This is a genomic window from Rhodococcus sp. G6(2025), assembly GCF_058628105.1.
Genome location: NZ_CP179754.1, coordinates 58,674 through 82,353 on the forward strand (window position 1 = coordinate 58,674; position 23,680 = coordinate 82,353).

Below are 23,680 nucleotides of genomic sequence, written 5' to 3' on the forward strand. Positions count from 1 at the left end.
TGGTCCGCTGCTACAGCTCCGGCCCTCGATCGTTTTCCTCGCCATAAGGCGGTTCATCGTCGTACGGCGGCGGCGGTTCATCGTCGTACGGCGGCGGTTCCTGGTCGTAGATCGGTGGTGGTTCCTGGTCGTAGATGCGCGGTTCCGGGTCGTAGCGCGGTTCGGTGACCGGTGCGTTTCGGCGCTGGGGTGTGCGGGTGCTGCTGTCGGGCCGGCGGCGTTGTTCTGCCTCGAGCAACGCCAGCCTCTTCTCGTCGGCGGTGAGCGATTTCTCGAGTCGCGCGATGCGGGTCTGGATCTGCTCGATCACCCGATCGTCGGTCTGTTGGGCGCGATCGAGGCGGCCGCGGTTGGCGCGGTTCGCGGCGGCGGATGCTTCGATGGCACCCCACCGTCGTTCGTTCGGTGCGTCCGCTTCGGCGGACTGCCGTGCGGCGCGAGCCTGCTCGATCTGCTCGGTGGTGGCGGCCGGATCCCGCTGGATCCGCTCATGGACCTCGCGTGCCTGACGCACGGCGAGGATCTTCTGCGCGTCGGCTTCGACGTCGGCGATGACCGAATTGACCGCGCCGGTGTTCGATTGGTGGGTGGCACGGTCGAGTTCGTGCTTCGCCAGTGCGAGCATCTGCCGGGTGTCGGAGATGCGGCGGCGCGCGGCCGCGGCGGCAGCATTGAGCTCGTCGGTCGCGTACGCCGAGTAGACACTGGTGGCCTGGCGTGGCGCGGTGATCTGCTCGATCTGCTTCTTGACTGCGTCGGTGCGGATCTCGTTCAGCGATGCGAACGGGTCGGCCACGTCGTCGCCGACGTTCCACAGAATCCGTGAGACCGCGACCTCGCTGGCGGCGCTGTGGAACAGGGCTTGCTTGCGCGGATCGGTACCGGGGTCGCCGAGTGCTCCGACCCATTCCGCGCCGCCGTCGATCGCCTTCGCGATGTAGGTGTCGACGTAGGCGTGCATCTGTTCCTGGTGCTGGCGGGCGTAGGCGGCGAGAATCTTATCCTCGCCGGCCGCGACCGCGGATAGGAACGGAACGCGGTATCGGGCAACCGCGTCGGTACGGCGACGCGGCAGCTTTCCTTGTGCGGTTGCCTTCTCGAGCGCGTCGGCCATGACCTTGCCGGGGGTGTTCTTCTCGTCGTCGAGCTTGCCCTTCTTGCCGACCGCCCGCATCACATTGGCGGCGTCGGTGAGGAGCTGGCGGGTGTCCCACCCGAACGTCTCTGACTGTGCGACGATCTCAACGATCTTGTCCCAACCGCCGAATGAGTGGACCCAGGTGAACTGCTTGTCGGTGAGGATTCCGTCCAGCAGGGTGGCGGTGTGTTCCTCGTACAGGGCACTGACGGCGGCGATGTAGCCGTCCTTGATGGCGTCGAATGACTCGGCGTGGGCGCGGGCCTCTTCGATCATCTGGTGCGCGGTGCGCTGCGATCCGTCGCGGGCCAAGATCCCCTCGATGACCCCGCGAGCACCGGGGTGCTCATCGGGCAGGTGCTCGAAGTCCCAGTCGGGGAGTTCGTCTTCGGCCGCGTAGGCGATGTTCTTGCTCTTGCCTCGTGTCATCGCGACGTAGAAGCCCTGTCGGTCCATCCCCGCGGAGGTGAGGACGTGGCAGGACCCGACCGTCATTCCCTGCGACCGGTGGACCGTGGCGGCATAGCCGAGTTGGACGTTCTCGGCGATGTAGTCGGAGGCGACGACAACGCGGCCGCCGCTGGCGTGGTTCTCCAGGCGCAGTGAGCCGTCGGCGCCGATCTCGACGATGGTCCACAGATCACCGTTGTTGACGCGTCCGGTGCGCTTGCCCCTGTCGTCCTTCACGACGTACTTGCTGTTGTTCTTGCGGGTGACCACGACGTCACCGACCGCCCCTTCGAGCCCATCGGCGAGCACGATCCCGGGCCCGGTGACGGTGCCGTTGTCCCGGTAGTACGCGGTGGCTTTCAGGTTCAGCTCGCGCACCAGGTCGTTGGTCGGGGCGACCATGAGGGTGACCTCGTCGTCTTCGACGTCGGCGACGTAAGCGTTGAAGACCTTGTCGGCGAGCTCATGAGTCATGGCCGACTGAATGCGGTCGTTGTCCTCGTACCACTCGATCGCGCTCTCGTCGCCGTCACGGAGCATCAGGCTCGCGGCCGCTTCACCCTCGGTGCGGAACCGGTGGATTTTCGACAGGAACGGTGCGAAGGTCCGCTCGGCGAGATCGCGCAGGACACCGCCGGACTCCACGGACGCCAACTGCTGGTGATCGCCGAGAAGGCGCACCACTGCCCCGGCATCCGCCGCGATTCGAGTGAGGTCGGCAAGGTTTCGAGCCGATGCCATGCCAGCCTCGTCCACCAAAAGCAGGTCTCCGGCCTCGATACCAGTCGGGACGCCGTGCTTGTCGCGCGTCAGGATGTCCGCGATGGTGCGGCCCTCGACCTCGATCTCCGATCCGAGAACTTCCGCGGCGCGGGCAGATGGGCCGAGCGCGATGACCTTGCCGTTCGTCTGCTCCCATGCTCGGGCGACAACTTTGGCGGCGGTGGTCTTTCCGGCGCCCGCGGCGCCGACGGCCACAGCGACCATCTTCTTGGCGGTGAGGAAGTGCTCGATCATCGCAATCTGATCGGTTCCGAGGTGGAACCCGTCGATCTTCGTCTCCTTCGCGACGGTCTTCTCGATCTTCCGGATCTGTCGCCGGATGACACGATCCTCGACTGTCAGTTCGCTCTCGGCGTCAGCCTTGCTGCGCATGAATGACTCAGCGGCGAGGACCGACTCGGAGGTGTAGCGCATGGTGGTGCGGTCGACGGTGTGCAGCCGAACCAGACCACCCTCAATTGTCTCAGACAGCTTGTCCGGGGCGACGTAGATCTCGGTGAACACGGGGATGCAATGGTTCTTCACGAGGGTGTCGACAGCCGCGCTGACATAGACGTCAAGGTCGAGGTTGTCGGCGAAGCTGAACGCTCGGGCGTGCCTCTGAACCTCGGCGGCGAGGCCGTAGACGGTCCAGGTTCCGGCCTTGCGGGACAGGTCTTCTTCGACGGTGCGGATCAATTCCGGGAGGTCGGCGGGACCGAACGGAGGTCGATTGTCGTGACCGGTCTGCACCTCTTCCACCAGCTGCCGGGGTGAGGTGTCGACGATGATTGCGCGTGCTCGCTCGTCCCACTCGGCCCGCAGTTCTGCCATCGAGCGGGGCGGGTTCTTCGCGTTGCGGGTGTCCAACGTTGCTTGCTGCGCTTGCGCGAACTGGACCTTCTTCGGCGGGTTCTTGCCGTGGCGGGCGGTGTATTCGCGGGCCAGTTCTGCCTGCCGGTCCACGATGGCCTGACGGCGCGAGAACTCTTCGATCAGTGAGAGTGGGATGCCTTCAACTTCGTATACCGGCTGCTTTCCGGCGGGGGTGTCGGCGCGTGGCGCGAAGCTCACGCCGAGGTCGCGGGCCACCAGATCCGCGACGCGGGTGTTGTACCGCTCGGACGCCGAGACGGCCGCCCGGTAGAACATGCGGCCGTCGATGGTGGTCCACTTACCCTCCGCGTAGACCCGGTTCAGGACCGCGCAGTGGGTGTGCAGGTTCGGGTCGCCGACTCGGTTGTCCCAGTGGTCGAATCGGGCGATGAGCAGACCCTCGGCCTTGATCATCCGCGTTCCTCCGGCGCCGCGCCGGGTGTAGGTCAGTTCGTCCTCGACGTGTCCCAGGGTCTCGTCGACGGCCTGGCGGTGCGCCGCCTCGATGATCTCTTTGACGCGTGGATCGCCCAATCCCCACAGCAGCGAAACCGACTTCATCGGCGTGAAGACCAGGTCGTAGCCCGCGACCGGTTGCCGCATCTTCCGGTAGCTGTCGGCGATGAACTTCGTCACCTCGGCGTCGTCGAGCAGAGCGGCCTTGGCGCCCTTCGCCTTCCCGAGATGGCGCATCGCGACGTCCCGCTTGATGGCGTCCTTCGCCGCGGATTCGGGAAACTTTCCGGTGACGCGCTTGTAGTCGTTGCACCGATCCACGACCTCGTGGACGTACTCCTGCGAGGCGGTGAACCAGCTAAACGGCCGCCCGAGCGCCGTTGCGGCGGACCAGTCGTAGCGCTCCGACTGGGAGGCGGTGACCGGCGGCATCGTGGCGAACGCGTTCGGAGTTCGCGCGGCGCCGAACGACGAGCGCATCGCGCTTTCGGTGACTTCGTCGCCGACGGCGACTCCGGCCCGCGCCGTTGCCTTCCCGTACCAACGCCCGGGCGGGGTGCCCTTGGCGTTGTAGTAGTCGATGACATCGCCCTTTTTCGACTCGGTCGCGTCGCCGGCCGCGACGTGGTTCGTCAGGTACGTGTATCCATCCCCAGCTGAGAGCTTGTGGATGGTCATCATGGCGACCATTGTGCCAGGTGGCACCTTTAGTGCAAAAGGTGTGTAAAAGATTGTGGCCCTGCCGCAGGCAGGGCCTGTTTATACGGTGCCTTCAGGCTCAATTTCTTCTCGCCGGAGGCGAGGGTGTTAGGTAGTTGCTCGCTCGAACGTTGGATGTGTCGATTCACTTCGGATCTGATTTCACAGATCGCTGTCTCCGCGTTGCGCCCGCCCCCGCGCGTGCCGAGCCGATACACTTCGCGCCATGGCCACCTCATCTGAAACGGCGGCGATCCGCTCCCGCCGACTGCATACCGTCAAGAACGTCGAAGAGAACGTCAAGGCAGCACGGCAACGCGCGCTCGAACATCAGAAGCGCATCGAAAGCTTGGCGAAGCCACTGAACTCGGTCTCAGAGAAGCTCGCCCGCCTGGACCGCGAACGGGACTCGGTCGCCGCGGCGCGTGACCGACGGATCGAGTCTTTGCAGAGCGGCCTAGAGAAGAAGATCGAGAAGCTCAAAGCCGATACCGCCGCGAAGATCGAGCAGACCAAGAAGGACACAGAGACCAAGCTCGCGGAGCTTCACAACTCGCAGCGTGGGTCCGAGGATGCACTGCTACTTGAGTACGCCGAGGCGATCGTGCAGTTCTCCTTCGGCGGTTCGAACGCCGACCTCGCCACCGTTCTCGGTGTCTCCCAGAAGGAAGCGAGGAAACTGATCGCGTCGTCGACGGCCGAACTGGAGAAGGCCGGCATCACCGCCTCTCGGTCCGCCGATGCAACGACCGTCACGAACTCTTCGGCGTCGGCCGCGGAGCAGCCCGCGCCCGCAACGGAAACCAAGGACGAGGCGCAGCCCGCGCCGGTCGACGCACCCGCCCTCGCCTCGGCGTGAGGGACCGGACCGGGGCTGAAAATTTCGGAAGGCTAGACCATGACCCTCTACGACGTGGCCCCGTGGTTGCAGCCCGTGTGGCAGGGCGCGATCGACCTGTGGCTCTCGCTGTGGTGGCCGGGGTCGATATGAACGACATGGACCGGCTAGGTAGATCTGACCGGGCGGCACAGGCGCGGGTTCGGGTGATCGGTGATTGAAGAAGTCGAGCCGGGGTTGTGGCCTGCAGAAGAATCTGACGGCGACGGCGACGGCCCCGGCTCCGTTGACGTTCCGGCCGGCACTCGCCGACGGCGCTCCGTCGATACGACACTTGCCCCGAACGCGCGCGCGATTGCGCTGTTCTGGTCGAAGGTAGTGAAGTCCCCGACGTGTTGGTACTGGACTGGTGCAATCAGCGCACCGGACGGGTACGGCCGCTTCAACTACCAACGCGACAACCGCCAGCGGACGGTGCTCGCGCACCGCTTCTCGGTGGAGCTCGTGCACGGTCCGATGGACGACGGGGTCGTGTGCGAGCACAAGTGCAACGAGCCCCTCTGCGTACGTGTGCACGCAAAGCATCTGGTGCAATCGACGTACTCCGAGAACGTCCGCTTCGCGATCGCACTCGGCCGGCTGTCCGGCCACACGCTCCTCGACGGGAGCGGGCGGTCGCGTGTCGACCGCTCCCTCGCCATTCGGGACGCACTGCGGTACGGCTACAACGAAGAGGCTGTGATGCGGGCGAAGACGGACCCCGGCCCGGACCAAGCGACGTTGTTCTGATGGAACCGGTGCGCTAACTCACTGCCTGCGAGTCGCTTCCGAGGTGGTCTGCTGAAGTCGCACGTTGGCAGACACGGAGAGCGCAGTCGAGCTTGTCGGTACCGGCCGTCATAATTGATCCGTGGATATTGGACGCTTGCTGCGTATGGATGACGGTAGCCCCCACATCGCCCGATCAGATGACGTGCCTGCCCTGACATACCTCGACGCTGAAGCCCGCCGTGAGCTGTGGCAGAGAGTGGGCCTCGTGCCCACCCTCGAATGGCTGTCACGCATTTTCGCCGATCTCGATCTGTCGCGTATGAACAACAGCGACGACGACATTGTGCTGGCGTTTCTATCAGACGTAAGTGAACCTGCTCGATCCCAGACTGCGAACGTGTTGGCTCAGGGACATGCCGTGCTTCATCCCATGCCGTTGTTCCTCGCGATCAAGGAGGTCATCGTCAGTGCCGACGAGGACGGTGGTTCTGCGCCGACGAGCGACGAACTCCTAGCCGCGTTCTTGAGTCTGGCGGCTGAGGCGCACGAAGCCGCGATGCCGACGGCGGGGGCTGGGTTCGACCAAACGCTCGCCGAGATGACACTCAACCGCGTAACCCAGGCGACGCTGCTCTTTCCTGAGCCATTGGAGTTTGTCTCCGCGTCGACGGAGGGCATCTGGTTCCGAGGCTGGTCCGACAGGACAGCAGCGAAGACGAAGCGGGATCTTGCTGCAGGACCTGCTGCCCAGTGGGCTGAAATCACAGGGGTCAAGCTTGATGACTTCCTGTCGCTAGGTTGGCTGTTCTACAACCTCTGGAAGCATGAGGGATTCACGCGGATCGATCGAGACTTCTTCGTCCGGAACACGGTCGCGCCGAAGGCAATGGAATTCCTAATCGAGCATTGCACGATTCCGATTGCGGAGCTGAGAGATCAACTAATGATGGAGCGCAGTGAGAACGCTTCATTGTGGACTCGCTACAAGCTGCAACAGACTCCATTCGTGCGGTTGGACGACGGCACATTGCTCCCGATCAGGTTTCAATTCGTGGTACAGCGCATCTTTGGTGATCACCTCTATCTTGAGACCGAGTACATGCTCAGGCTGAAGGATAAGACGAAGGCGGACCACTACGCCGAGGCGATGCGCAACATTTTTGAGGAGCGCGTCGGTGAGGTTCTAGATCGAATCTGCGGGTACGACGCGTCTGGAGAAACGGTTCTCGTCGAAGAAGAAGATATGAAACGTAGCTGGCGTGCGAACAAATCAAAGCTGCCGAAGATCTGCGACTTCGCGCTGTTTCGCAGTCATGGTTGCATTCTCGTCGACGCGAACATGCGTCTCTTGCCTCAACCGTTCGCCGAAGGAGAGGCGACGATCCAACTACTGGAGCAGGAGATCGAGCAACGGTTCACGACCACAAAGTTCCAGCAGTTGCTGAGCACCGTAGAGCTGTTCACGACCAGAGGGTGGAACAAGCTCCGAACGGCAGTCACCGGCCGGACGCGATTCGTCCCCATAGTCGTCGTCCCCGACGCGGGAATCCCAAGCGAGATAACGATGGAGAACGCCGTGTACACGAGGGCATTCGAACTCGTTCGCAAGTACAACGACAACCCGAACTACTTCAGGGTTCATGTGCCGGCGATTCTGACGTGGCGCGACCTGCTCAGGCTCGACGGGTTGGCCGAACGTGGCGTCGACATCTTCGTGGAACTCAAGCGTTGGCGAAATATTGACCCGCTCGGTCTCAACGGGCGCGAGCCACTTCCACTGCCGCTGAGCGAATTCCTCGATCGTCGCCATCCAGGATCGTCGCCCATTAGCCAGGCTGAGCACAGACGCGGTTGGGACCTGTTCGAGCATCTCCGTTCGCACGTCGAGCGACGCGCGATCGACGCAACACCGCCGCCTATGCGTGAATTCTTCGCGAGGCAGCTTGCTGAGCAGCGAAGTCAACTGCCTACGTTCGATAACCGGCACGAGTTCATCGAACGCGATGGTCGAGCGGTACGTCGGTCCGATGCAGAAGGTTCGGCCGGAACCACAACCTCGGTCGGGTGATGCCCTGACGGGTATCGCTGACGATGCGAAGTTCCACTGGTCTCGCGCCAGTGGGGGCGCGCTACCGCTCGTGTCCGGTATCACGCGCGGGCGACCGCTCCGGACCGCGTGCTTCCTACGCGCACGAGCGGCGATCCGGATCTCACTTGAAATGCCGGACCGCCGCTCGTTGGTCGTGCGCTACTTCTTCCAGTTGCAGCTGTAGGGGGTCACGGTGACGATCCCGACCGTGGTCGTATCGAGTCGAGCACACATCCTTCGGCTTGCCGCGTAGTCGAGCTTCGACGCCTGGTCCTGGATGTACCACGCACCAGCTCCGACAATGGCTCCGCAAGCGAGTCCAGGAACCACCGCAACCAAACCCCCCGCGGCGCAGACCGGGAGCGCCGCAGCTGCGCCGCCCCCGGCCGCGACATCCGCCATCCGACGGAACGAGGGCTGAAGCTTCTTCACTTCGGACTGCGAGTACCAAGTCGACTTACCCCACCAGTAGTTCGTGGTGACGCTGGCGTCGGCGGTGGGCGCAGCGGCCGTGCCGATCAGTCCAGCAGCCCCGACTGCCAGGGCAACCGTGCAGATCTTCCGTAGCGGATTCATCACGTGCGTCCTTCCCTTGTGACCAACGAACGGGAACTTCCGGGATATTCGCAGTGGCCGGGTCTTGCTCCCGTCCTTGCCGTAGGTGTTGCGCATCCCGGAGCGGGACTCGTAGGGGTTCGCCATCTCTGGACCTCCTGTAGGGGTTCTGTCCGGAATCCCCGGGCCGGGGCGGAGCACAACCTGTATGTCACGTAGACGCACCCCAAACGAGGAATCTGCGACTACGCCGCCTCGTCCTACAACGAGAAAACTCCCCGGCAGGAACGCAACAGCGCCGGCCAAGAAGGTCTCGGCCGGCGCTGCCGGAATGATGGACTACTTCCACCAAGGCCTGCCGTTCCGCTTAGGTGCGGGACCGAAGAGGATGTCTCCTAATCCCATGCCCTTCTGGTTTTGGCCGGACTTACGGCTGTAGGTCGTCATGCGACCAGCCTTGACCTTGTGGCCGTGCTTGCCGTTGGTACCGCCGTACTTGGTTCCGCCGGAGTAGATGTCGGTTTTGGTGTGGCGGGTGTTGCTGTACGTCGGGCCCGACTGGTAAGTGCGGGTCTTGCTCCCGTCCTTGCCGTAGGTGTTGCGCATCCCGGAGCGGGACTCGTAGGGGTTCGCCATCTCTGGACCTCCTGTAGGGGTTCTGTCCGGAATCCCCGGGCCGGGGCGGAGCACAACCTGTATGTCAGGTAGACGCACCCCAAACGAGGAATCTGCGAAGGGGAGGCGCAGTTCTCGTTTTGGTGGATGCATACGGTGTTTGGGGCGAAGGCCTGAAAGCCCGATTAGGCTTTCGCCCATGCACGCCACCTTGCTTGACGTCGCGGATACCTCTCTGTGGGAAGCATTCGAGGCGTTGGCCCCCCATGAGCGTGTGGTTCTGACGGACGGAAGTCGTGAGAGCCACCAGGTCCTTCTGCGCCTTCTGCATGTGGCACCGGAGCGCTGGGTGTGCATGTCCGATGTTGTAGAGCGTGACTGCCTACTCGACTATGTCGCGGAATTCTTGGCGGCAACCCGGCATCGGGAACGCATTGAACTGGGCAAGGTCCTCGACGGCGCGATCAAGAAACAGCGTCCTGAAGAGGTCTACGCGTTCTACCAGGGTGTGCTCTGCCGCATCCGGCCCGTTCTGAGGGGCCCGGATCACGACCGCTACTCGTGGTGCTCCCTGCTGATCTGCATCGCGCAGCTCAGCTGGCGATGCAGGGACACCGCAACCGCCCTTGCCGTGATCGAGGAGGCGTGGACATGTGCTCGATGGTTTCCGAACCAGTCTTGGAAGGCACGTTTGACGGCCACCCTGGCCCTCCGCGAGGCAATGGTTCGAAGCACCGCCAAGAAATTTGTGAGCGACCATGCGGACCTGGATCGGAACAGGACGCGAATTCAGAACGCTGCGAGCACGATCGAATCTGCTCCCCGCCAGTATGAAGACCTCGCGGTACTCCGGCTGCGGTGTGGCCTGGGTGCGACCTCTCTGTGGCAGATCGACGACAGTATCGGTTGGGTCACTCGAAGCCGTAATGCTCTACAGGCATTGCGCACTAGTTTGACTTGGTACCTCGACCTCGAGGGCTGGGAGATCAACAGCGTCCTTGACCGTCTGCGGGGCACGATGACCGACTCGGCGAAAGACACGATCGTCGAAGTAATGGTCCAGATGCTCAAGCACGGCTCAATGGCCGGAGAAGCCTTCGCTAGCTCCGAGCGTGCGCTCGCCCTCGACTACCTGCACAGCGTGCGGCTGGACCCGCGCCGTCGTGCAGGATTATTGCTCGATCTCGCGTTCGCCGCTTCAGACCAACGCGTCCGCAGCGGCACGCTGCACCAGTTCGCTCACCTTGCTCATACCGGCGAGCTGGATTCCGTTTCTGTGGAGGCGCGGAAGGGTCTCGTCGAGCGGTACGACAAACTTGCGGATCAAGCCGCCAACGTACATCACCGAAATAGTGCTCACTACACCGCATTCTTCTGGCAGTGGGAAGCCCTTCGTGTCCGTGAGCGGCTGTCCACCCCTCATCCTGAGGGCTCTCACTCAACCGACATTACGAATGAAGCGCCCAACCACGTCATCAATACACCAAGTTCCATCCGCTTCGCCAAACAGGCCCCGTTGTCGTCGCGGTTGGTATCCAAGCATCCTGGTCCTGCGCCGGGTACGCGGGAGGGCACGCTTCGTGCCTTGCGCGGGATCAATAGGGCTCTGCGTACAGAAAATCCCCTCGCTATGGCTAGTTCCTTACTCCACCTGGCCAGGGTGGGAGTCGAGGAATGGCCAATTATCGCCGATATCGCAGACCAGATCGTACTCAGTGTCTCCCGCTGGCACAGTCGGTTGTGTACCTCCTTCAGGTCTGAGGTGCTTCCAGCTTCCGTCGCCAGTCCCCGTGGTCGGTTTCGTCTGTCGTGCCTGTTGCTCGCTGATGCTGTGGCTCAGGAGTTTCAGCCAGACCTTCGAGTGCAGATCCAGGAGAATCTCGCAGGTGTCGAGGAGCTGCTCCCGGCTCTCCGCGTAGTGCATGCCCGCAACGCCGTTAGGTGGGCGCATGAGACCGGTCGTTGGATCCAGGCCGCTGGGGCAACCGTCGGTCTTTTACAGGCACTTGACGACAGTGCGGACCGAGCCGGAGTGACCGAGGCGGTGTCGGACCTCTGCGAAGGGTTCCTGGCCGAGATTGCCCATTCCTCAAGTGGAGTTGGGCTTTACGAACTGCTCAAGAGCGGCTCGGAAAACCTGGCTAAAATCGCCGAGTGGCTGGCAGATCACGGCTACGCCCGGGAGTCATTCCTCGTCGTTCGGGTCGCCAGTGGGTGGCTGTGCCAAGCAATGGCCAAGGAACCTGCCCTTGTTGACGACTACGAAGCCATCCAACGGGTGAAGGTTAACAAGCACGACAACGATCGAGAGGCTTTGTTTCTTCGAATGGAGCAGCGGATGTTCCGAGATCGGACAGTGCAGACACTCCCGAAAGGAGTGCTCACTGACGTGCCGCTGGCCCCGAGGCGGGCCTTCGTCCAGTTCCTAGTAGCTCCCCAAGCTGTGTGGGCACTGGTGGCCGTCCCCGGCACTGAAGGTTCCGAAGACGCAGAATTTGTTGCGGTGCAACTTTCCGCTTCCCGAACGGAGTTGGAGTCTCTGGCACAAAGAATCTGGGCAGAGCTACGGCCGGCGCGTGCGATCCCTGGCCCGGACGGCCGGGTACGGAGCACTCGCTCGCTCCAGCAGCTGCATGCATTGTTGATCACCCCGCTCGAGAACCACCTTGTAGGGATGGACGAGATCGTCTTTACTACTGACGGTGTCATCGCCCGGCTTCCGCTGCATGCTGCGCACGGACCCGAGGGATTTCTGATCGAGCACGTGCGATGCAGATACTCCTCCCACCGATGGAACGACCCGGCAACCGGCATAACTTCCCGTAAGTCACGCACCGTGTTTGTCGGCGGCTGGGACCCCGATATAGGGGGACCTGAAGAAGCTCGGCTTGTCACAGGCCGGTTGTGCCAACTCGGTTATCTGCCTGAGCAGGTCAGGAATGCTCAGCAGGGCCGTATTGCACTCCTAGATGCCTCCCGGTCGGCGCGACTGCTCCATCTGGTGGCGCACGGTGAGCTTCGGTCGGGGCCGTTGGCGTCGGAGTCGAAACTACAACTGTCGGCGTCGGTACAGGTAGTTGCTGGTGACTGGATGCGCGCTGGTTGCTTGCCCGACTTCGCATTCCTGAATGCCTGCGGCCTAGGTGGGGCGATCCCGCACTCGGGCGACCTGAGTGGTTTCCCCCTCGCACTTCGCGTTCGCGGTGTGCGGGGGTCACTGACTGCGATTGCCGATCTGCCCTCGCATACTGCCCACCGGTTTGCCGATGCGTTTTATCGCGTGCTTCCCGAGGCCGATACATTCGAAGCGTATCTTTCCGCGACGCGAGGCATGGTGGCCGCCGGGGAGCATCCAGCAGCCTGGGCTCCGTACGTCTACGAAGGCGAGAGCGTCACCATCTCTTCCTGCATCCCCACCCCCACCGAGAGCAGAACCGGTGCTCGTGAGGGTAGGAGTCGCCGGCGGCGCAAGAAAGTTATCCAATGACTCGCAGATCGACGGCACACCATGCGTCTACTTGTCAGAGGGATCCCAGACGACGGAAGAGGTAGGCGTGTGGAAGTCACGATGAAAACCACAATCGGGGGTAGAGGTCATTTACGGATGGGCCGCCATATGGTCGACGTGGGTGATCTTATTTCGTACCTGTGGCCTTACGCGTTGAAGCGCACTGGTGGTCACCATCAAGACAGCGAGGACCTAGTGCTGCAAACACTTGAGCGCATCCTTGAGAACGGCCACAGGTATGACGCTGCGTCGCCCCAAGCCTACGCAATCTCGATCCTCAATAGCCGCTTCCTCAATGAGGTCCGCAAAGCTGGAAGGCGGAAGGAGGATCTGATTGGGGAGTACGACGCCGAGATTGCTGATAGTTCGCGGTCCAACGATTGGCGACTAACGGCACTGAGCAAAATCGAGGCAGCGGTGGCCCGCTTGACTCCCGCGGCGAAACGCGTGTTCGAACTGCTGGTGGACTGGGACAAAGGCAATATGCGAGCTCGCCCTCACGCTGAAGTTGCTGAGATCCTCGGCGTCGAAGTGGCGACAGTTGCCAGCACACTGCGAGACGCCCGCCGCCAGCTCAAAGAGAATCTCCCCGCCAACCTAGAGGACATCGTATGACCGCCTTCGATTCCAACTCCGACCCCAAATTCGATCCGATCGACGCACTGGTCGCCCTACTCGAGACTCGAATTGGACAGGTAGACGGCCAACTCGGGCCGACCGACGAACCCGTCGACCACCTCGAACCGGCACAGGAACCGGCCGCCCATCCCTTGGCAGAGACAGCTGACGAGGAGATCGAGTTCTATGCGATCGAACTGGACGAATCCTCGCGGACGCCGGAAGCGCTCGCTGCGCGCGACCGCATCCTGGCGAAGCTCGGTCTGCCACCTATTCAGCCGGACGACGAAGGTCCGTTGACTCGGGAGTTCGTGGACACCACTTTCAGTGCGCTCATCTCCGTGAACCTATGGGAGGACATCGACGCGGAGCTGGTGGTTGCTCGACGCGGTGGTACTTCGCTGCCACCCCGGGACATAACAGTCCCGGAGTTGGCCGATCTGGGTTACCGACCCGAGGTCGAAGTCGAAATCGACTTCGATCCGACAGAGGAATCTGCAACCTTGACTTTTTTGCTTGATCGGATCGAACCGGAGCAGGACGTCTCTCCGCCACCCCGGCTTCGCATCGTGCTGGAGACTCCTAACGACTTCCGAACGCATGCCTTGGTGTCCGAATACGGAGTCGCCGTACTGACCGGAGTTCCCCGCGACCAGCTTCAGCACCTCAATTTGCGTTGGGAAGGGGCCTGACAGCATCGAATGGATTCCGAAGGAACCGGGGGTACTTGGTCTGGAAGGAGTTCGCTATTCCAGCGGCGCCGGCTGAGACCTTATCGGCCGGCGCTGTGCGTTCCTGCCAGGAGTTTTCTCGTTGTAGGACGAGGCGGCGTATTCGAGTGTGTCAGGTCGTTGGTTGCCACCGGGGATCGGCTTCTCGTCTCAGCTCGGACATGCGCTTGTACGTGGCACCCCTCGTCACCGTCGAGGACCTCGGGGTCGGTGATGCCGTGCGGCCGATCGGCGGACACACGGGCACCGTCGACGGGATGAAGTAGTCGATCCGCTCCTGTGAGAACGGCCGCGGTTGGGTCACTGCTCGGTCTGCCCTCGACGGAGCAGGATCAATTCGAGAGCATCGTCGAGGGTGATGTTCTCCTGCAGCAGTTGGACGAGGAGTTCCTTGGTGGGCTCGTCCATCGTTCGCCCCTCGATCGCCATGATCGGCGCGAGCCGGTCGTATTCAGCTCGCGCCTGCGCTTCGGTCAGCCCACGGGGTGCTTCGTCGTCGTTCATACCGCGCGCTCGCCTTCTTCGTCGATTCCGTAGTCGCGGTCGATCTCGGCTTCCGGGTGGATCGGGGTGACGCTCCCTTTGTCCGCATCGGCGGTGGTGCCGAGGACATCTCGCATCGGGCGGGCGTGTCCGCTGCTCGCGGCCTTGATACCGTCGATGACCGACTGCTCCACGATCGTGGCGACCGGTTGGGTCGGCTCGATGATGGCGTCGGTCGACTGATCCGGTGCCGTGGTGTGTTCGACGCCGCGGTTGAGGCTCGCTTCGTACAGCTTCTCCCGGGGCACCCCGCGTTCCTTGGCGAGCGTGTCGGCGCTCCGTGAACTGGTGGCGAAGGCGTCACCGCGACGATTGGCTGCTCCGCGATCGGTCTGCCCGTTGCCGTCCCAGGATTCCCAGTTCCACTGCCGGCCGTGCCAGTACGTGCGGGCGCCGGGCATTCCGGAGTTGGGGTCGAAGCCGTACCGCCACTCGTATTCGCTGGCGTCGAGAGTTTGCCAGGGCCGCCGTGCGAGGTCGTCGGCGCGAGCCTGGGCGTTTTCTTCCCACTCCTTGCGGGCGGCGGCCATGCGCCCGGGCACGCTCGCGATCACCGCCTCCCGGGTCATCCCTTGCTCCTCCGCCCATCCTTCGGTCGGGTTGAGGTCGAGCGACCATCCTCGGTACTGGCCGTCGGCCCGGCGGCGTTCGGTGTCGAGCCGCTCGCGGCGTAGCGCCTCGGGTGAGTTCTCCCGGGAGTTGACCTCGAGGCTCAGTTCATGGGCCTCGAGCTTCGCCTGTTCGAGTTCGTCTTCCTGGGTGAACACCAGCTCGGGCTCGGCGGTGGCGACGTCGAGTTTGGCCTTGTCGCGTTCGAGTTGAGCGGCGAGTGCGTCGCCGCGGTTGCTGACGGCGGAGAGGTGATTTCGGGTGGACTGAATGAACCCGGTGGTGGCGCTGTCGAGTGCGACGATGTCGATCAGCTTGTCGCGCTCGATGTAGCGCTCCTCCCCCGCGATGTCGACGATGTAGTTGGCGAGGGTGTGCGAGTAGCCGAGAGTGATCGGTACCCCGTTGATCGACCCGATCGGAAGGAACTTGCGTGCCTTCGTGACCTCTTCGCGGGCCTGTGCCAGCGCTTCGGTGATCGCATCGCGGAGTTCGGGTGCCTCGCTGTCGGGCACCGCGCGGCCGGCGACGTGCCAGATGCGTTTGCTGCGGTCCGGGGTGGCGAGCCACTCCTGGAGTTTCCCGCTCTGTTCCCTCAGCTCGGGAAGCCGTTCCGTCCCGGCCGCGATCTGCCGTTCGAGGGAGCGGATCGTGGCCTGCCGGGCGGCGTTGTTGTTGGTGACGGCGTTGCGTTGGGCTTCGAGCATGGTGACGTTCTGCTCGGCCTCGACCTGCTGGACGAACACCGGGTCGCCGGTTGCGGCGGCCTTGGTCTGCGCCCACGACAACGACAGGTCGCCTCCGACGTCCTCCATCGTCTGGGGGACGTCTTCACGGCGCAGCTGGGCCACGAACCCGGACTTGCGGGCGACGTACTGGTACATCATCGCGTCGTAGGAACGCCGGGCCACAACATTGATGACGCTGACCTTCTCGAAGGTGTTGCCCTGGCGGATGATGCGCCCGATCCGCTGTTCCATGTCCGCAGCCGTCCAGGCCGGATCGAGGTTGACCAGCTGCTTGAGTGCGCGCTGGACATTGAGTCCGGTGCCGCCCTTCTTCGTCGAGGTCAGCAGGACCCGGATCCGCCCGTCGCGGCACGCCTCGGTGAGTGTGGCTTTCGCCTTGGGCGAGTTGTGGTCGTGCATGAAGGCGATTTCCTCGGGTTTCATCCCCCGTGCGATCAGGGCGTCGCGCAGTTCGGTGTAGACGTTGCGAGCGCGGCGGCTGTCACCGACCTTCGGTGTCCCGCGGTCGCAGAACACGAGCTGGAAGGCGCCGGTCATGTCCGGGCCGTACTTGTCGGCCGGAATGACCACGTCGGCGTTGTCGACGTAGGCGTTCCAGATGGCGTCGGCGGCGACCTCGACCCGGGAGTTCTCCGGAGGCGGGGACGGCAGGTTCGCCAGTCTCGGGTGCATGGCGACATTGCGCCCGTCGGTGGAAATCTTGAGCGTGTTGTCGATGTGCATCTCATCGCCCTTGACGTTGCCCAGCCGTTCGTCCAGGTCCGCGACGAAATCGAGGACGTCATGGCCCTGGTCGAATTCGAGGATCGTGGGCGTTCCTCCCTCGATCACGGGCAGCCGAACCGGGATCTGGTCGGCGGTCACGACGTCCCGGAACTGGTCGAGCATCGCGACGAGCTGGCGCACGTTCGCGTACTCGGCCATGCGAGTGACCATCCGCAGTTTGGTGCCGGTGATGTTCATTTCGACCGCGGTGACGGGCTTGGCGAAGGTGCCGGCCCAGTTGTCGATCCGGCTCATTCCCGTCCGCACCAACAGGTCCGGCCGCAGCATCTTGGTCATCACCCAGATCTCCGACATGGCGTTGGTGATCGGGGTACCGGTGGCGAAGGCCATCGCCTTGGCGGGCGCGTTGGGTTTGCCCGCCCGGGCGTTGCGGTCCTGAGCTTGCTTGCGCAGGAACCGCGCCTTCATTTCCAGGTCGGTGGCCCGCTGCGACCCTTCCGCTACCGACAGGTCCGCGGAGTTCGAGGGCCTCGAGAGGTTCTTGTAGTCGTGTGCCTCGTCAATCCAGAGGAAGTCAGCCCCTGCCTGCTCAAAACTTAATCCGTCGTCGGTGGACTTCTGCCCGACGATCGTCTCGATGCGCTTCTTCATCGCCTTGATCGCGTTCTCGATCTGCTTGACCGAGAACTCCGATCCGGACTTGGTGGCGGCCGCGAGGGCGCCCCGCAGTTCGGCTTCCTCGTTCTCGAGGTATTCGATCTGCGCCTCGCGTTTCATCGCGATCAGCCCGAACACGGACTGCGGAACGATCACCATGTCCCAGTCACCGACGGCGGTCTGCCCGATGAACCGTTGCCGGTCCTCGATCCCGTCGAGCTCGGAGGCGACGAGGATCTTCGCGTTCGGATAGGCGTCGCGGGCCTCGTTGCCCCACTGCGAGAGCAGGTGGCCCGGGACGACGACCCACGGCTGGCGGACCTGCCCGAGTCGTTTGGCCTCCATGCAGGACACCGTCATGGTCAACGTCTTGCCGGCGCCGACGACGTGATCGAGCAGGATCGTCTCGTCGTGCAGGAACCGTTGGACGGCGGCCGCCTGGTAGTCGTACAGCTCGTACTTGGGGTTCAGCCCGGGGAACTGCTTGAACTCGGTGCCGTACTTCGGTTTGACGAACGAGTTGCACAGCTCGTTGTAGGTGGCGGCGAGTGTGACGTAGCGGTCGCCGTCGGACCACAACCATTCGGCGAACCGCTCCTGCAGGGCGGCCGCGTTCGACCGGGCCGCGGCCGTCAATTCGGGATGGAACCGCGGCTTCGGGGACCGCTCCAGTTCCTCGGCGGTCTTGAGGACCTGAACAGCCTTGTTGTTGGCGATCAGGTTGAACATTTCGACCCCTGAGAGCTGGGCGCTGCCGTACTTGTCGGTGTAGCCGCTGGTGGGGTTCTTGTGGCGGCTGTTCTGCTCGGTCTCGAAATTCCAGTTGCCGCTGACCTTGTCGAACTCGGTCGTGAGCCGGTTCGGGTTGAGGCCGAACTCCTTGATGAGGAATTCCCGGTAGTACTCCATCGGTACCCAGATCGCCCCGGGCCGGACACCGATGGCGGCCGGATCGACATCGGGCGGGATGACCCGTTCGAGGGCTTCGACAGCCCCGCCGTAGAGCTCGGGGTCCTCGGCCGCGAGCCGCTGGGCCTTGGCGTGCTTGTCGCGGACGTGCCCGGACAGGAACGTCTCGGCGATCTCCCATTCGCCGGGGTGATCGAGGGACGGGAACATGCGCCCGCGGGCCTGGTCGATGACATCGCCGACCTCGAGGTCGAGCAACTCCCCCATCCGCTCGGGTGAGAGGTAGCCGAGTTCGTCGAAGCTGATCGCCATTGCCTCGTCGACATGGTCGGCCGTCTCGGCTCGACTCTTGAACGGGGTGGTGTCCTCGGTGAAGATCGGTGACTTGCTGGCCTCGGCGTCGGTGCCGTCGAACCGCGACGTGAAGTTCTCGATCGAGAGCACCATGCCGATTCGAGGATCACGCAGGACCGCACCCTTGAGGTGGTTCTGGTTCTTCTGCGGGATCGGCTCCGTAGCGGCCTTGTCCTGCATGTCCTCGAGGACATCGTCGGGGATCGGCCCCGTGTAGGGGCCGGCCTCGTCGGCGCTGAGCCCTTCCTCCCGGGCCTCGGCCTTGCCGGTCTTGATGCGCCACCGGGTGATGGCCTTGTCGAGGCGTTCGGCGATCTTCTTCTCGGTCAGCGGCGCGGGTTCGGTGAGGGTGAACCTGCCCAGCGGTCCCCACCGGTTGGTGTAGCGGTCGTAGAGGGTGCCCAGCTGAGCTCGCAGGGCGTCGCGTTCGGCCCGGGTGGAGTCGACCTGGCGGCTTGCCTCGGTCAGATTCATGACGGTCTCACCGAGTGCGATGAGTACCTTCCACTGCTCGGCCTTGTCCTTGCCGATGCAGTTGACGTAGGTCCATCCCTGACCGATCTTGAACTGCTCGAACTGGCCTTTGACCTCGTCGAACCGCATCGTTCCGGGTTCGACCGTCGTTGCTTCGATTCCGGTGCCGGTCAACAGGCCAGCGGTGGTGAACGGTGCGGCGGCCGTCGGCGACGGCCGGGGTGCGGTGAATCCGAGTCCGCGCTCGACGGCCCGGTCGATGATCGGGTCAAGCTGGCGGCGGATCTGCTCGGCCAGCGGGGTGTGGGTGCGGGGTTCGACGATCAGATTCAGTTTGCCGTTCGGACCGCTCCCGACCGCCAGGGTGCCGAGCACCCGCTCGGGGTGCTGCTCGAAGTAGCGGTTGATCCAGTACGGCGCTGTCGGTGCGCCGCCCTGGTCCGCGCCCTGTCGATGGTCGAGCGGAATGCTCTTGACCTCGCCGGCCCACGCCGCGGTCTCGGGGGATGGTTCCTGCCCGTCAGGGCGGCGGCGGAACACCAGGACGTCGGTGACGACCGCGGTCTTGGCCTGCCGGTCGAAAGCTCCGGTCGGCAGCCGCACCGCGCCGATCAGGTCCGCGGTCTCGGTGATCTTCTGACGTGCACCCGGCCGTCTCGCGTCGGAGGTGTACGCGGAGGTCACGACCGCGACGTAGCCGCCGGGGGCGGTGAGGGCCAGGGATTTGACGATGAACTGGTTGTGCAGTGAATGGCCGTCGGCGTTGTGGATCGGGTCGTAGACGCCGTCCTTGCCGAAGGGCACGTTGCCGATCGCGCCGGTGAAGGTGTCGTTTCCGGCGAAGTTCCGCTCGAATCCGTGGTTGCGGATCTGCTGCGACGGATACAGGTGGTGCGCGATCTGGGCGCTGATCGGCTCGATTTCGACGCCGACCATGTTCACTCCGGCCGGGGCGGTGCCGACGAAGTACCCGGCTCCGCAGCCGGGTTCGAGCATCAGGGCGTTCTTCGGCATCCCTGCGCGTTCGACGGCACGCCAGAGTTCGTGGACCACGGCCGGATCGGTGTAGTGCGCGTTGAGGGTGGTCTCGCGGGCCTGCGCGAAGCCTCGCTCGCCGAGGAGCTCGTACAACGAGTCGCGTTCGGTGCGCCAGGTATCGCGGAACCGTGCCCGGTTGTCGAATACCTCTGGCACCGCGCCCCAGCCGGACCACTGGGCGAGGACTGTCTGTTCGTCCGCCGTCGCCAGCCGCTGCTCGCGGTCCAGCTCAGTGACCAGCCGGACAGCGGCGATGTTGGCGCGGACACGGGCTTTCGCACCGGACGGGACCAGGATGTCGGTGCCCAGCTCGAAGTCCGCGGGTGCCGCTATGGGCGCTGCCGGCCGCGGGATCTCCGCGATCTCCTCGGCCTCGGCATCCTCGGCGTCCCCGAGCATCGACTCCAGCAGCGCCTGCCGTTGCGCCAGCTCGCCAGTGGTGGCGGTCAGCGGGTCCAGGGCGGCCAGCTCGTCCGGTGTGAGCGGTGCGGCGGCCTCGGGTGCCTGGGTGATCCCCGGCTCCGGCTCCGCGGCCGGTGCGGAATCGGCGGGCGCGTACTGGGCGGCGGTCTCGGGGGAAACCCAGACGTGACCGCCGCTTTCCTTGCGGACCTCGATCAGGCCGCCGTTGCGCCACAGCGGACTGGTGATCGGTTCGCCGTGAACATGATCGGGGACTACCAGCAACTCCGCGTCGGCGGTGCGAGGAGTCTGCTCAGTGGGGGCCGCCTGGTCGGCGACCCCGGGTTGTTCCGACGACGGGTCGGTCCCTTCCTCCTGGGCGGTGGTCTCCTGGTGTTCGTCGAGGACAGGCGGGCTGGCCGGCGCCGCCGCGATCTCGATCTCCTCGGCGGTGGCCTGTTCGGACTGCGTCTGAGCGTCCCGTTCGGCCTCGACCGTCTGAGTCACCTCGGCCGTTTCGGACGAGGCAGCGGCGCGTTTGCGCGGCAGGAGCACGCGGGCCTCGTCGATGGCCTCGCGCCAGGAATGAACCTCGCTGTAGACCTGCCCGTCCAGTTCGGCGGCCGCGGTATCTCGGTTCTGCCGCGGCAGTCTCAGCTCGATGTGGGTGCCCTCGGGGTCACCGACGTACACGCTGTCGTTTTGGTAGATCGTCAGATCGCTGACGTCGAAGGTGGCGTTCGGGTCCTTCGCGTTCTTGTTCTTCCGCAGCCCGGTGATCAGCGCATGGTCCACCTCGGTCCGCAGCACCCAGTCCAGATTGAAGCCCTTCGCTTCGAGCAGGGAGACCTCGCCCGGCAGTGTGCGGCGCAGGTCGTCGATGATGCCGCGGCGCGCTTCCTGCACGGGCCCGGTGTCGGCTGCGGCGGATCCGTTCTTCGAGTACTTCCAGAGCGGATCGCTGTGTGCGGCTGCGTGGTAGAACTCGTGCCCGAGTGCGAGCATGGCGGCGGTGGACGTGACACGATCGCGTGCCTCGCGCACGGGCCGGTAGGTGCGTTCGACCCACGCCGGTATCGGGTGGCCGGCGTCTTCGAGAAGGCCACCGACGGCGACACGGTAGTCGTCACCGCAGTTGACCTCGTTGTCGGCTCCGTTGAGGGTGTACTCCCACCCCACCGAGACGTGGCGGATTCCGGACCGCGGCTTCGATTTCAGTCGCAGTCCGTGCAAGCCGCCTTGTTCGAAGTATTCGTGGCCGTTGTGGGCGTAGACGACCTGCATGTCGTCGTGGAGGTTGGGCACGATGGTGCGCCGCAGTTCGGCGGCGAGTCGCTCTTGGCCGATGCTCGCGGTGGCGTCGACGAGATCGGGACGCTCGAAGCTCAGGACATCGAAGGCGACCTCGATGGCGGCTTCGAGCTGCGGGACACGCGTCGCGGAGGGCAGACCTGCCCAGGGCGCGACGAGCGGATCGCTGCGCAGGTGCGCGCGCATCCACTGCGTCCACTCCTCGCGTACCGACTTGTCCCACGTCAGATCGTCGCGGTGCGCCTCGGTCCAGGCCTGGGTCACCGTGTCGTAGAACCCGGTGTCCCGGAGTTGGCGGCTGTCGCGGACGATGAGTTGGGCGGCTGCTTGTCGGGTTGTGGATCCGTCCCGGGCGAGGTCGACGATCTTGTCGTGGACCATTCGCGCGAATGGGTGGTGCGCCGCGAGGTCGTCGGCGAGGCGGCCGCCGACCGCGTCGATGATGTTCGGATCCGCGGCGGCCGCCGCGTACAGGAATGCCTGGTCGGCGGCCGTGACGTCGCGTTGGGCGTCGACGCAGCCCTTCCACCACTGGTTCGTCATTGCGACCCGGGATTTTTCGCCCTTGAGCTTGCGCAGAGCGGTGACGAAGGCCGGGTCGCAGTCGGGATCCGGCAGGTCCAGCGGTGTGGCGGGGTCGAACTTCGCTCGGGCGCGCCGGTACCAGTCGTTCTCGGGGATGACGCCCAGGTCCAGGGCTTCCTGAACGGCTTCGAGGGTCTCGACTCGGTCGTTGAGTTCGAGGAGTTCGGCCTCTGCCTGTTCGAGACTCATCTCGTCGTCAAGATCGAGATCGGTGTCGATCTCGGTGTTCTCGTCGGCCGCCAGCACGGACTCTGTGGCCCGCTGCGCGGTTTCGAGGTAGGCCTCGCCGACCTCGCGTTCGTCGGCGTCTCGCGCGGCCACCACTGCGTCGGTGATCGCCGTGGTGATCGGGTGTTGGATCGTCTCGGGGCGGCGGGCTTCCCAGTACGCCTCGGCGGCCTTGCGGCCCAGTTCGTGCCACCGGTCGGTGTGGAGCAGAATCGTCCGGCACGCGGTGAACATCTCGTCCGAGATGTTCTGCCGGTCGCTCATCAGGTCCGCCAGCGCCACCTGGGCTTTCGTCTTGAAATGTCCCTCTGCCCAGGCGAGGAACTGGGTGGCGGTGTTCGCCGGGGAGGCGGCGGCGGTATCCGCTTCGGTGTCCGGCTCGGAGAGTGCCTGCAGGATTCTGGCTTCGACCTCGGCGGTCGCGTCCACAGCCGTCGTGACGGGCGCTGCGACCGGTTCGATGTCGGCAGAAGCGTCGGCGGTTGCGGTGTCGACCTGCGCATTGTCGGTGGGCGCGGCCTCTGGGAACAGGGGGCCGGCGGGACGATCGCGGAACTGGACCTCTTTGAGGTTGCCGCTGAGGATGGCTGAGATGAGGTCGTGCGCTTCGCCCTTGGTGATCGTCGTGTCGACCGTGAACGGCTTCTCGACCTCACCGGCCAGCTGTTCGAGCTTGCGGATCTGCGCCCGGCTGATCGCCTCGCTACGCCAACCGGCCTTCGGGGTGCGCTCTGCCGTGGACATTTCCTGCACGAGGGCACGCGGCACCTCACGCGAATTGACGCCCAGCGCCTGAATCTGATTGCGCAGCTCACCCTCTCGGGCCGACTGCACCCGCCACTGCGTTCGCAGCCGCTCGAGCTTCCCGGTGATGCTGTGGATGTTCTCGGTGTTCGCGACGATTCCGGCCTGCAGCCCTCGCTCCTGCGCGGTCGCGAGCGCTCGCTGAGCGGCCGCCAACTGCCGGGTGAGCTTGGCGCCGTGCCGTT

The 23,680-nt window shown here is 64.3% G+C and carries 11 protein-coding genes; 6 read left to right on the forward strand and 5 right to left on the reverse strand.

Annotated elements, in window-relative coordinates:
• Positions 1-10: 10 nt before the first annotated feature.
• Positions 11-4,372, reverse strand: coding sequence for a MobF family relaxase (gene mobF / locus ACLIVD_RS43975; protein WP_242324416.1), 4,362 nt, complete (start codon positions 4,370-4,372; stop codon positions 11-13).
• Positions 4,373-4,607: 235 nt separating this feature from the next.
• Between mobF and ACLIVD_RS43980 the strand changes: the two genes are divergently transcribed.
• From ACLIVD_RS43980 to ACLIVD_RS43990, 3 genes are all read left to right on the forward strand, one after another.
• Entirely contained in the window at positions 4,608-5,240 is a 633-nt protein-coding gene (locus ACLIVD_RS43980; protein WP_242324414.1) for a hypothetical protein, read from the forward strand.
• A 192-nt stretch (positions 5,241-5,432) separates the two neighbouring features.
• Positions 5,433-6,008, forward strand: a complete 576-nt coding sequence (locus ACLIVD_RS43985; RefSeq protein ID WP_242324412.1) for an HNH endonuclease — start codon at positions 5,433-5,435, stop codon at positions 6,006-6,008.
• Positions 6,009-6,153: 145 nt separating this feature from the next.
• On the forward strand, positions 6,154-8,058 hold the full coding sequence (locus ACLIVD_RS43990) for a hypothetical protein (protein ID WP_491933895.1): 1,905 nt from the start codon (positions 6,154-6,156) through the stop codon (positions 8,056-8,058).
• A gap of 180 nt (positions 8,059-8,238) precedes the next feature.
• Here ACLIVD_RS43990 and ACLIVD_RS43995 read toward each other — a convergent pair whose 3' ends face one another.
• Entirely contained in the window at positions 8,239-8,781 is a 543-nt protein-coding gene (locus tag ACLIVD_RS43995; protein WP_242324407.1) for a hypothetical protein, read from the reverse strand.
• Between the two features lie 192 nt (positions 8,782-8,973).
• Positions 8,974-9,270: a hypothetical protein gene (locus tag ACLIVD_RS44000; protein WP_242324405.1), complete on the reverse strand. Its 297-nt coding sequence runs from the start codon at positions 9,268-9,270 to the stop codon at positions 8,974-8,976.
• A gap of 178 nt (positions 9,271-9,448) precedes the next feature.
• On the opposite strand from ACLIVD_RS44000, the gene ACLIVD_RS44005 reads away from it, so the two are divergent.
• The 3 genes from ACLIVD_RS44005 (at position 9,449) to ACLIVD_RS44015 (ending at position 14,067) form a co-directional block, all read left to right on the forward strand.
• Positions 9,449-12,736 (forward strand): CHAT domain-containing protein, encoded by a 3,288-nt coding sequence (locus tag ACLIVD_RS44005; protein ID WP_491933880.1) that lies wholly within the window; start codon positions 9,449-9,451, stop codon positions 12,734-12,736.
• 81 nt (positions 12,737-12,817) lie between these two features.
• Positions 12,818-13,372 (forward strand): RNA polymerase sigma factor, encoded by a 555-nt coding sequence (locus ACLIVD_RS44010; protein WP_242324402.1) that lies wholly within the window; start codon positions 12,818-12,820, stop codon positions 13,370-13,372.
• On the forward strand, positions 13,369-14,067 hold the full coding sequence (locus ACLIVD_RS44015) for a hypothetical protein (protein ID WP_491933881.1): 699 nt from the start codon (positions 13,369-13,371) through the stop codon (positions 14,065-14,067). The genes ACLIVD_RS44010 and ACLIVD_RS44015 overlap by 4 nt, the downstream gene beginning before the upstream one ends.
• Positions 14,068-14,406: 339 nt before the next feature.
• On the opposite strand, the gene ACLIVD_RS44020 is transcribed toward ACLIVD_RS44015, so the two are convergent.
• Together ACLIVD_RS44020 and ACLIVD_RS44025 are read right to left on the reverse strand one after the other, a co-directional pair.
• Entirely contained in the window at positions 14,407-14,610 is a 204-nt protein-coding gene (locus tag ACLIVD_RS44020; protein WP_242324398.1) for a hypothetical protein, read from the reverse strand.
• Entirely contained in the window at positions 14,607-23,651 is a 9,045-nt protein-coding gene (locus ACLIVD_RS44025; protein WP_242324397.1) for a helicase-like domain-containing protein, read from the reverse strand. Before ACLIVD_RS44025 ends, ACLIVD_RS44020 begins: the two co-directional genes overlap by 4 nt.
• Positions 23,652-23,680 lie beyond the last annotated feature (29 nt).

Coding starts and splice junctions, on each gene's coding strand:
- mobF (WP_242324416.1), bottom strand. CDS start 4,372: ATGGTCGCCATGATGACCATCCACAAGCTCTCAGCTGGGGATGGATAC.
- ACLIVD_RS43980 (WP_242324414.1), top strand. CDS start 4,608: ATGGCCACCTCATCTGAAACGGCGGCGATCCGCTCCCGCCGACTGCAT.
- ACLIVD_RS43990 (WP_491933895.1), top strand. CDS start 6,154: ATGGATGACGGTAGCCCCCACATCGCCCGATCAGATGACGTGCCTGCC.
- ACLIVD_RS43995 (WP_242324407.1), bottom strand. CDS start 8,781: ATGGCGAACCCCTACGAGTCCCGCTCCGGGATGCGCAACACCTACGGC.
- ACLIVD_RS44000 (WP_242324405.1), bottom strand. CDS start 9,270: ATGGCGAACCCCTACGAGTCCCGCTCCGGGATGCGCAACACCTACGGC.
- ACLIVD_RS44005 (WP_491933880.1), top strand. CDS start 9,449: ATGCACGCCACCTTGCTTGACGTCGCGGATACCTCTCTGTGGGAAGCA.
- ACLIVD_RS44010 (WP_242324402.1), top strand. CDS start 12,818: ATGAAAACCACAATCGGGGGTAGAGGTCATTTACGGATGGGCCGCCAT.
- ACLIVD_RS44015 (WP_491933881.1), top strand. CDS start 13,369: ATGACCGCCTTCGATTCCAACTCCGACCCCAAATTCGATCCGATCGAC.
- ACLIVD_RS44020 (WP_242324398.1), bottom strand. CDS start 14,610: ATGAACGACGACGAAGCACCCCGTGGGCTGACCGAAGCGCAGGCGCGA.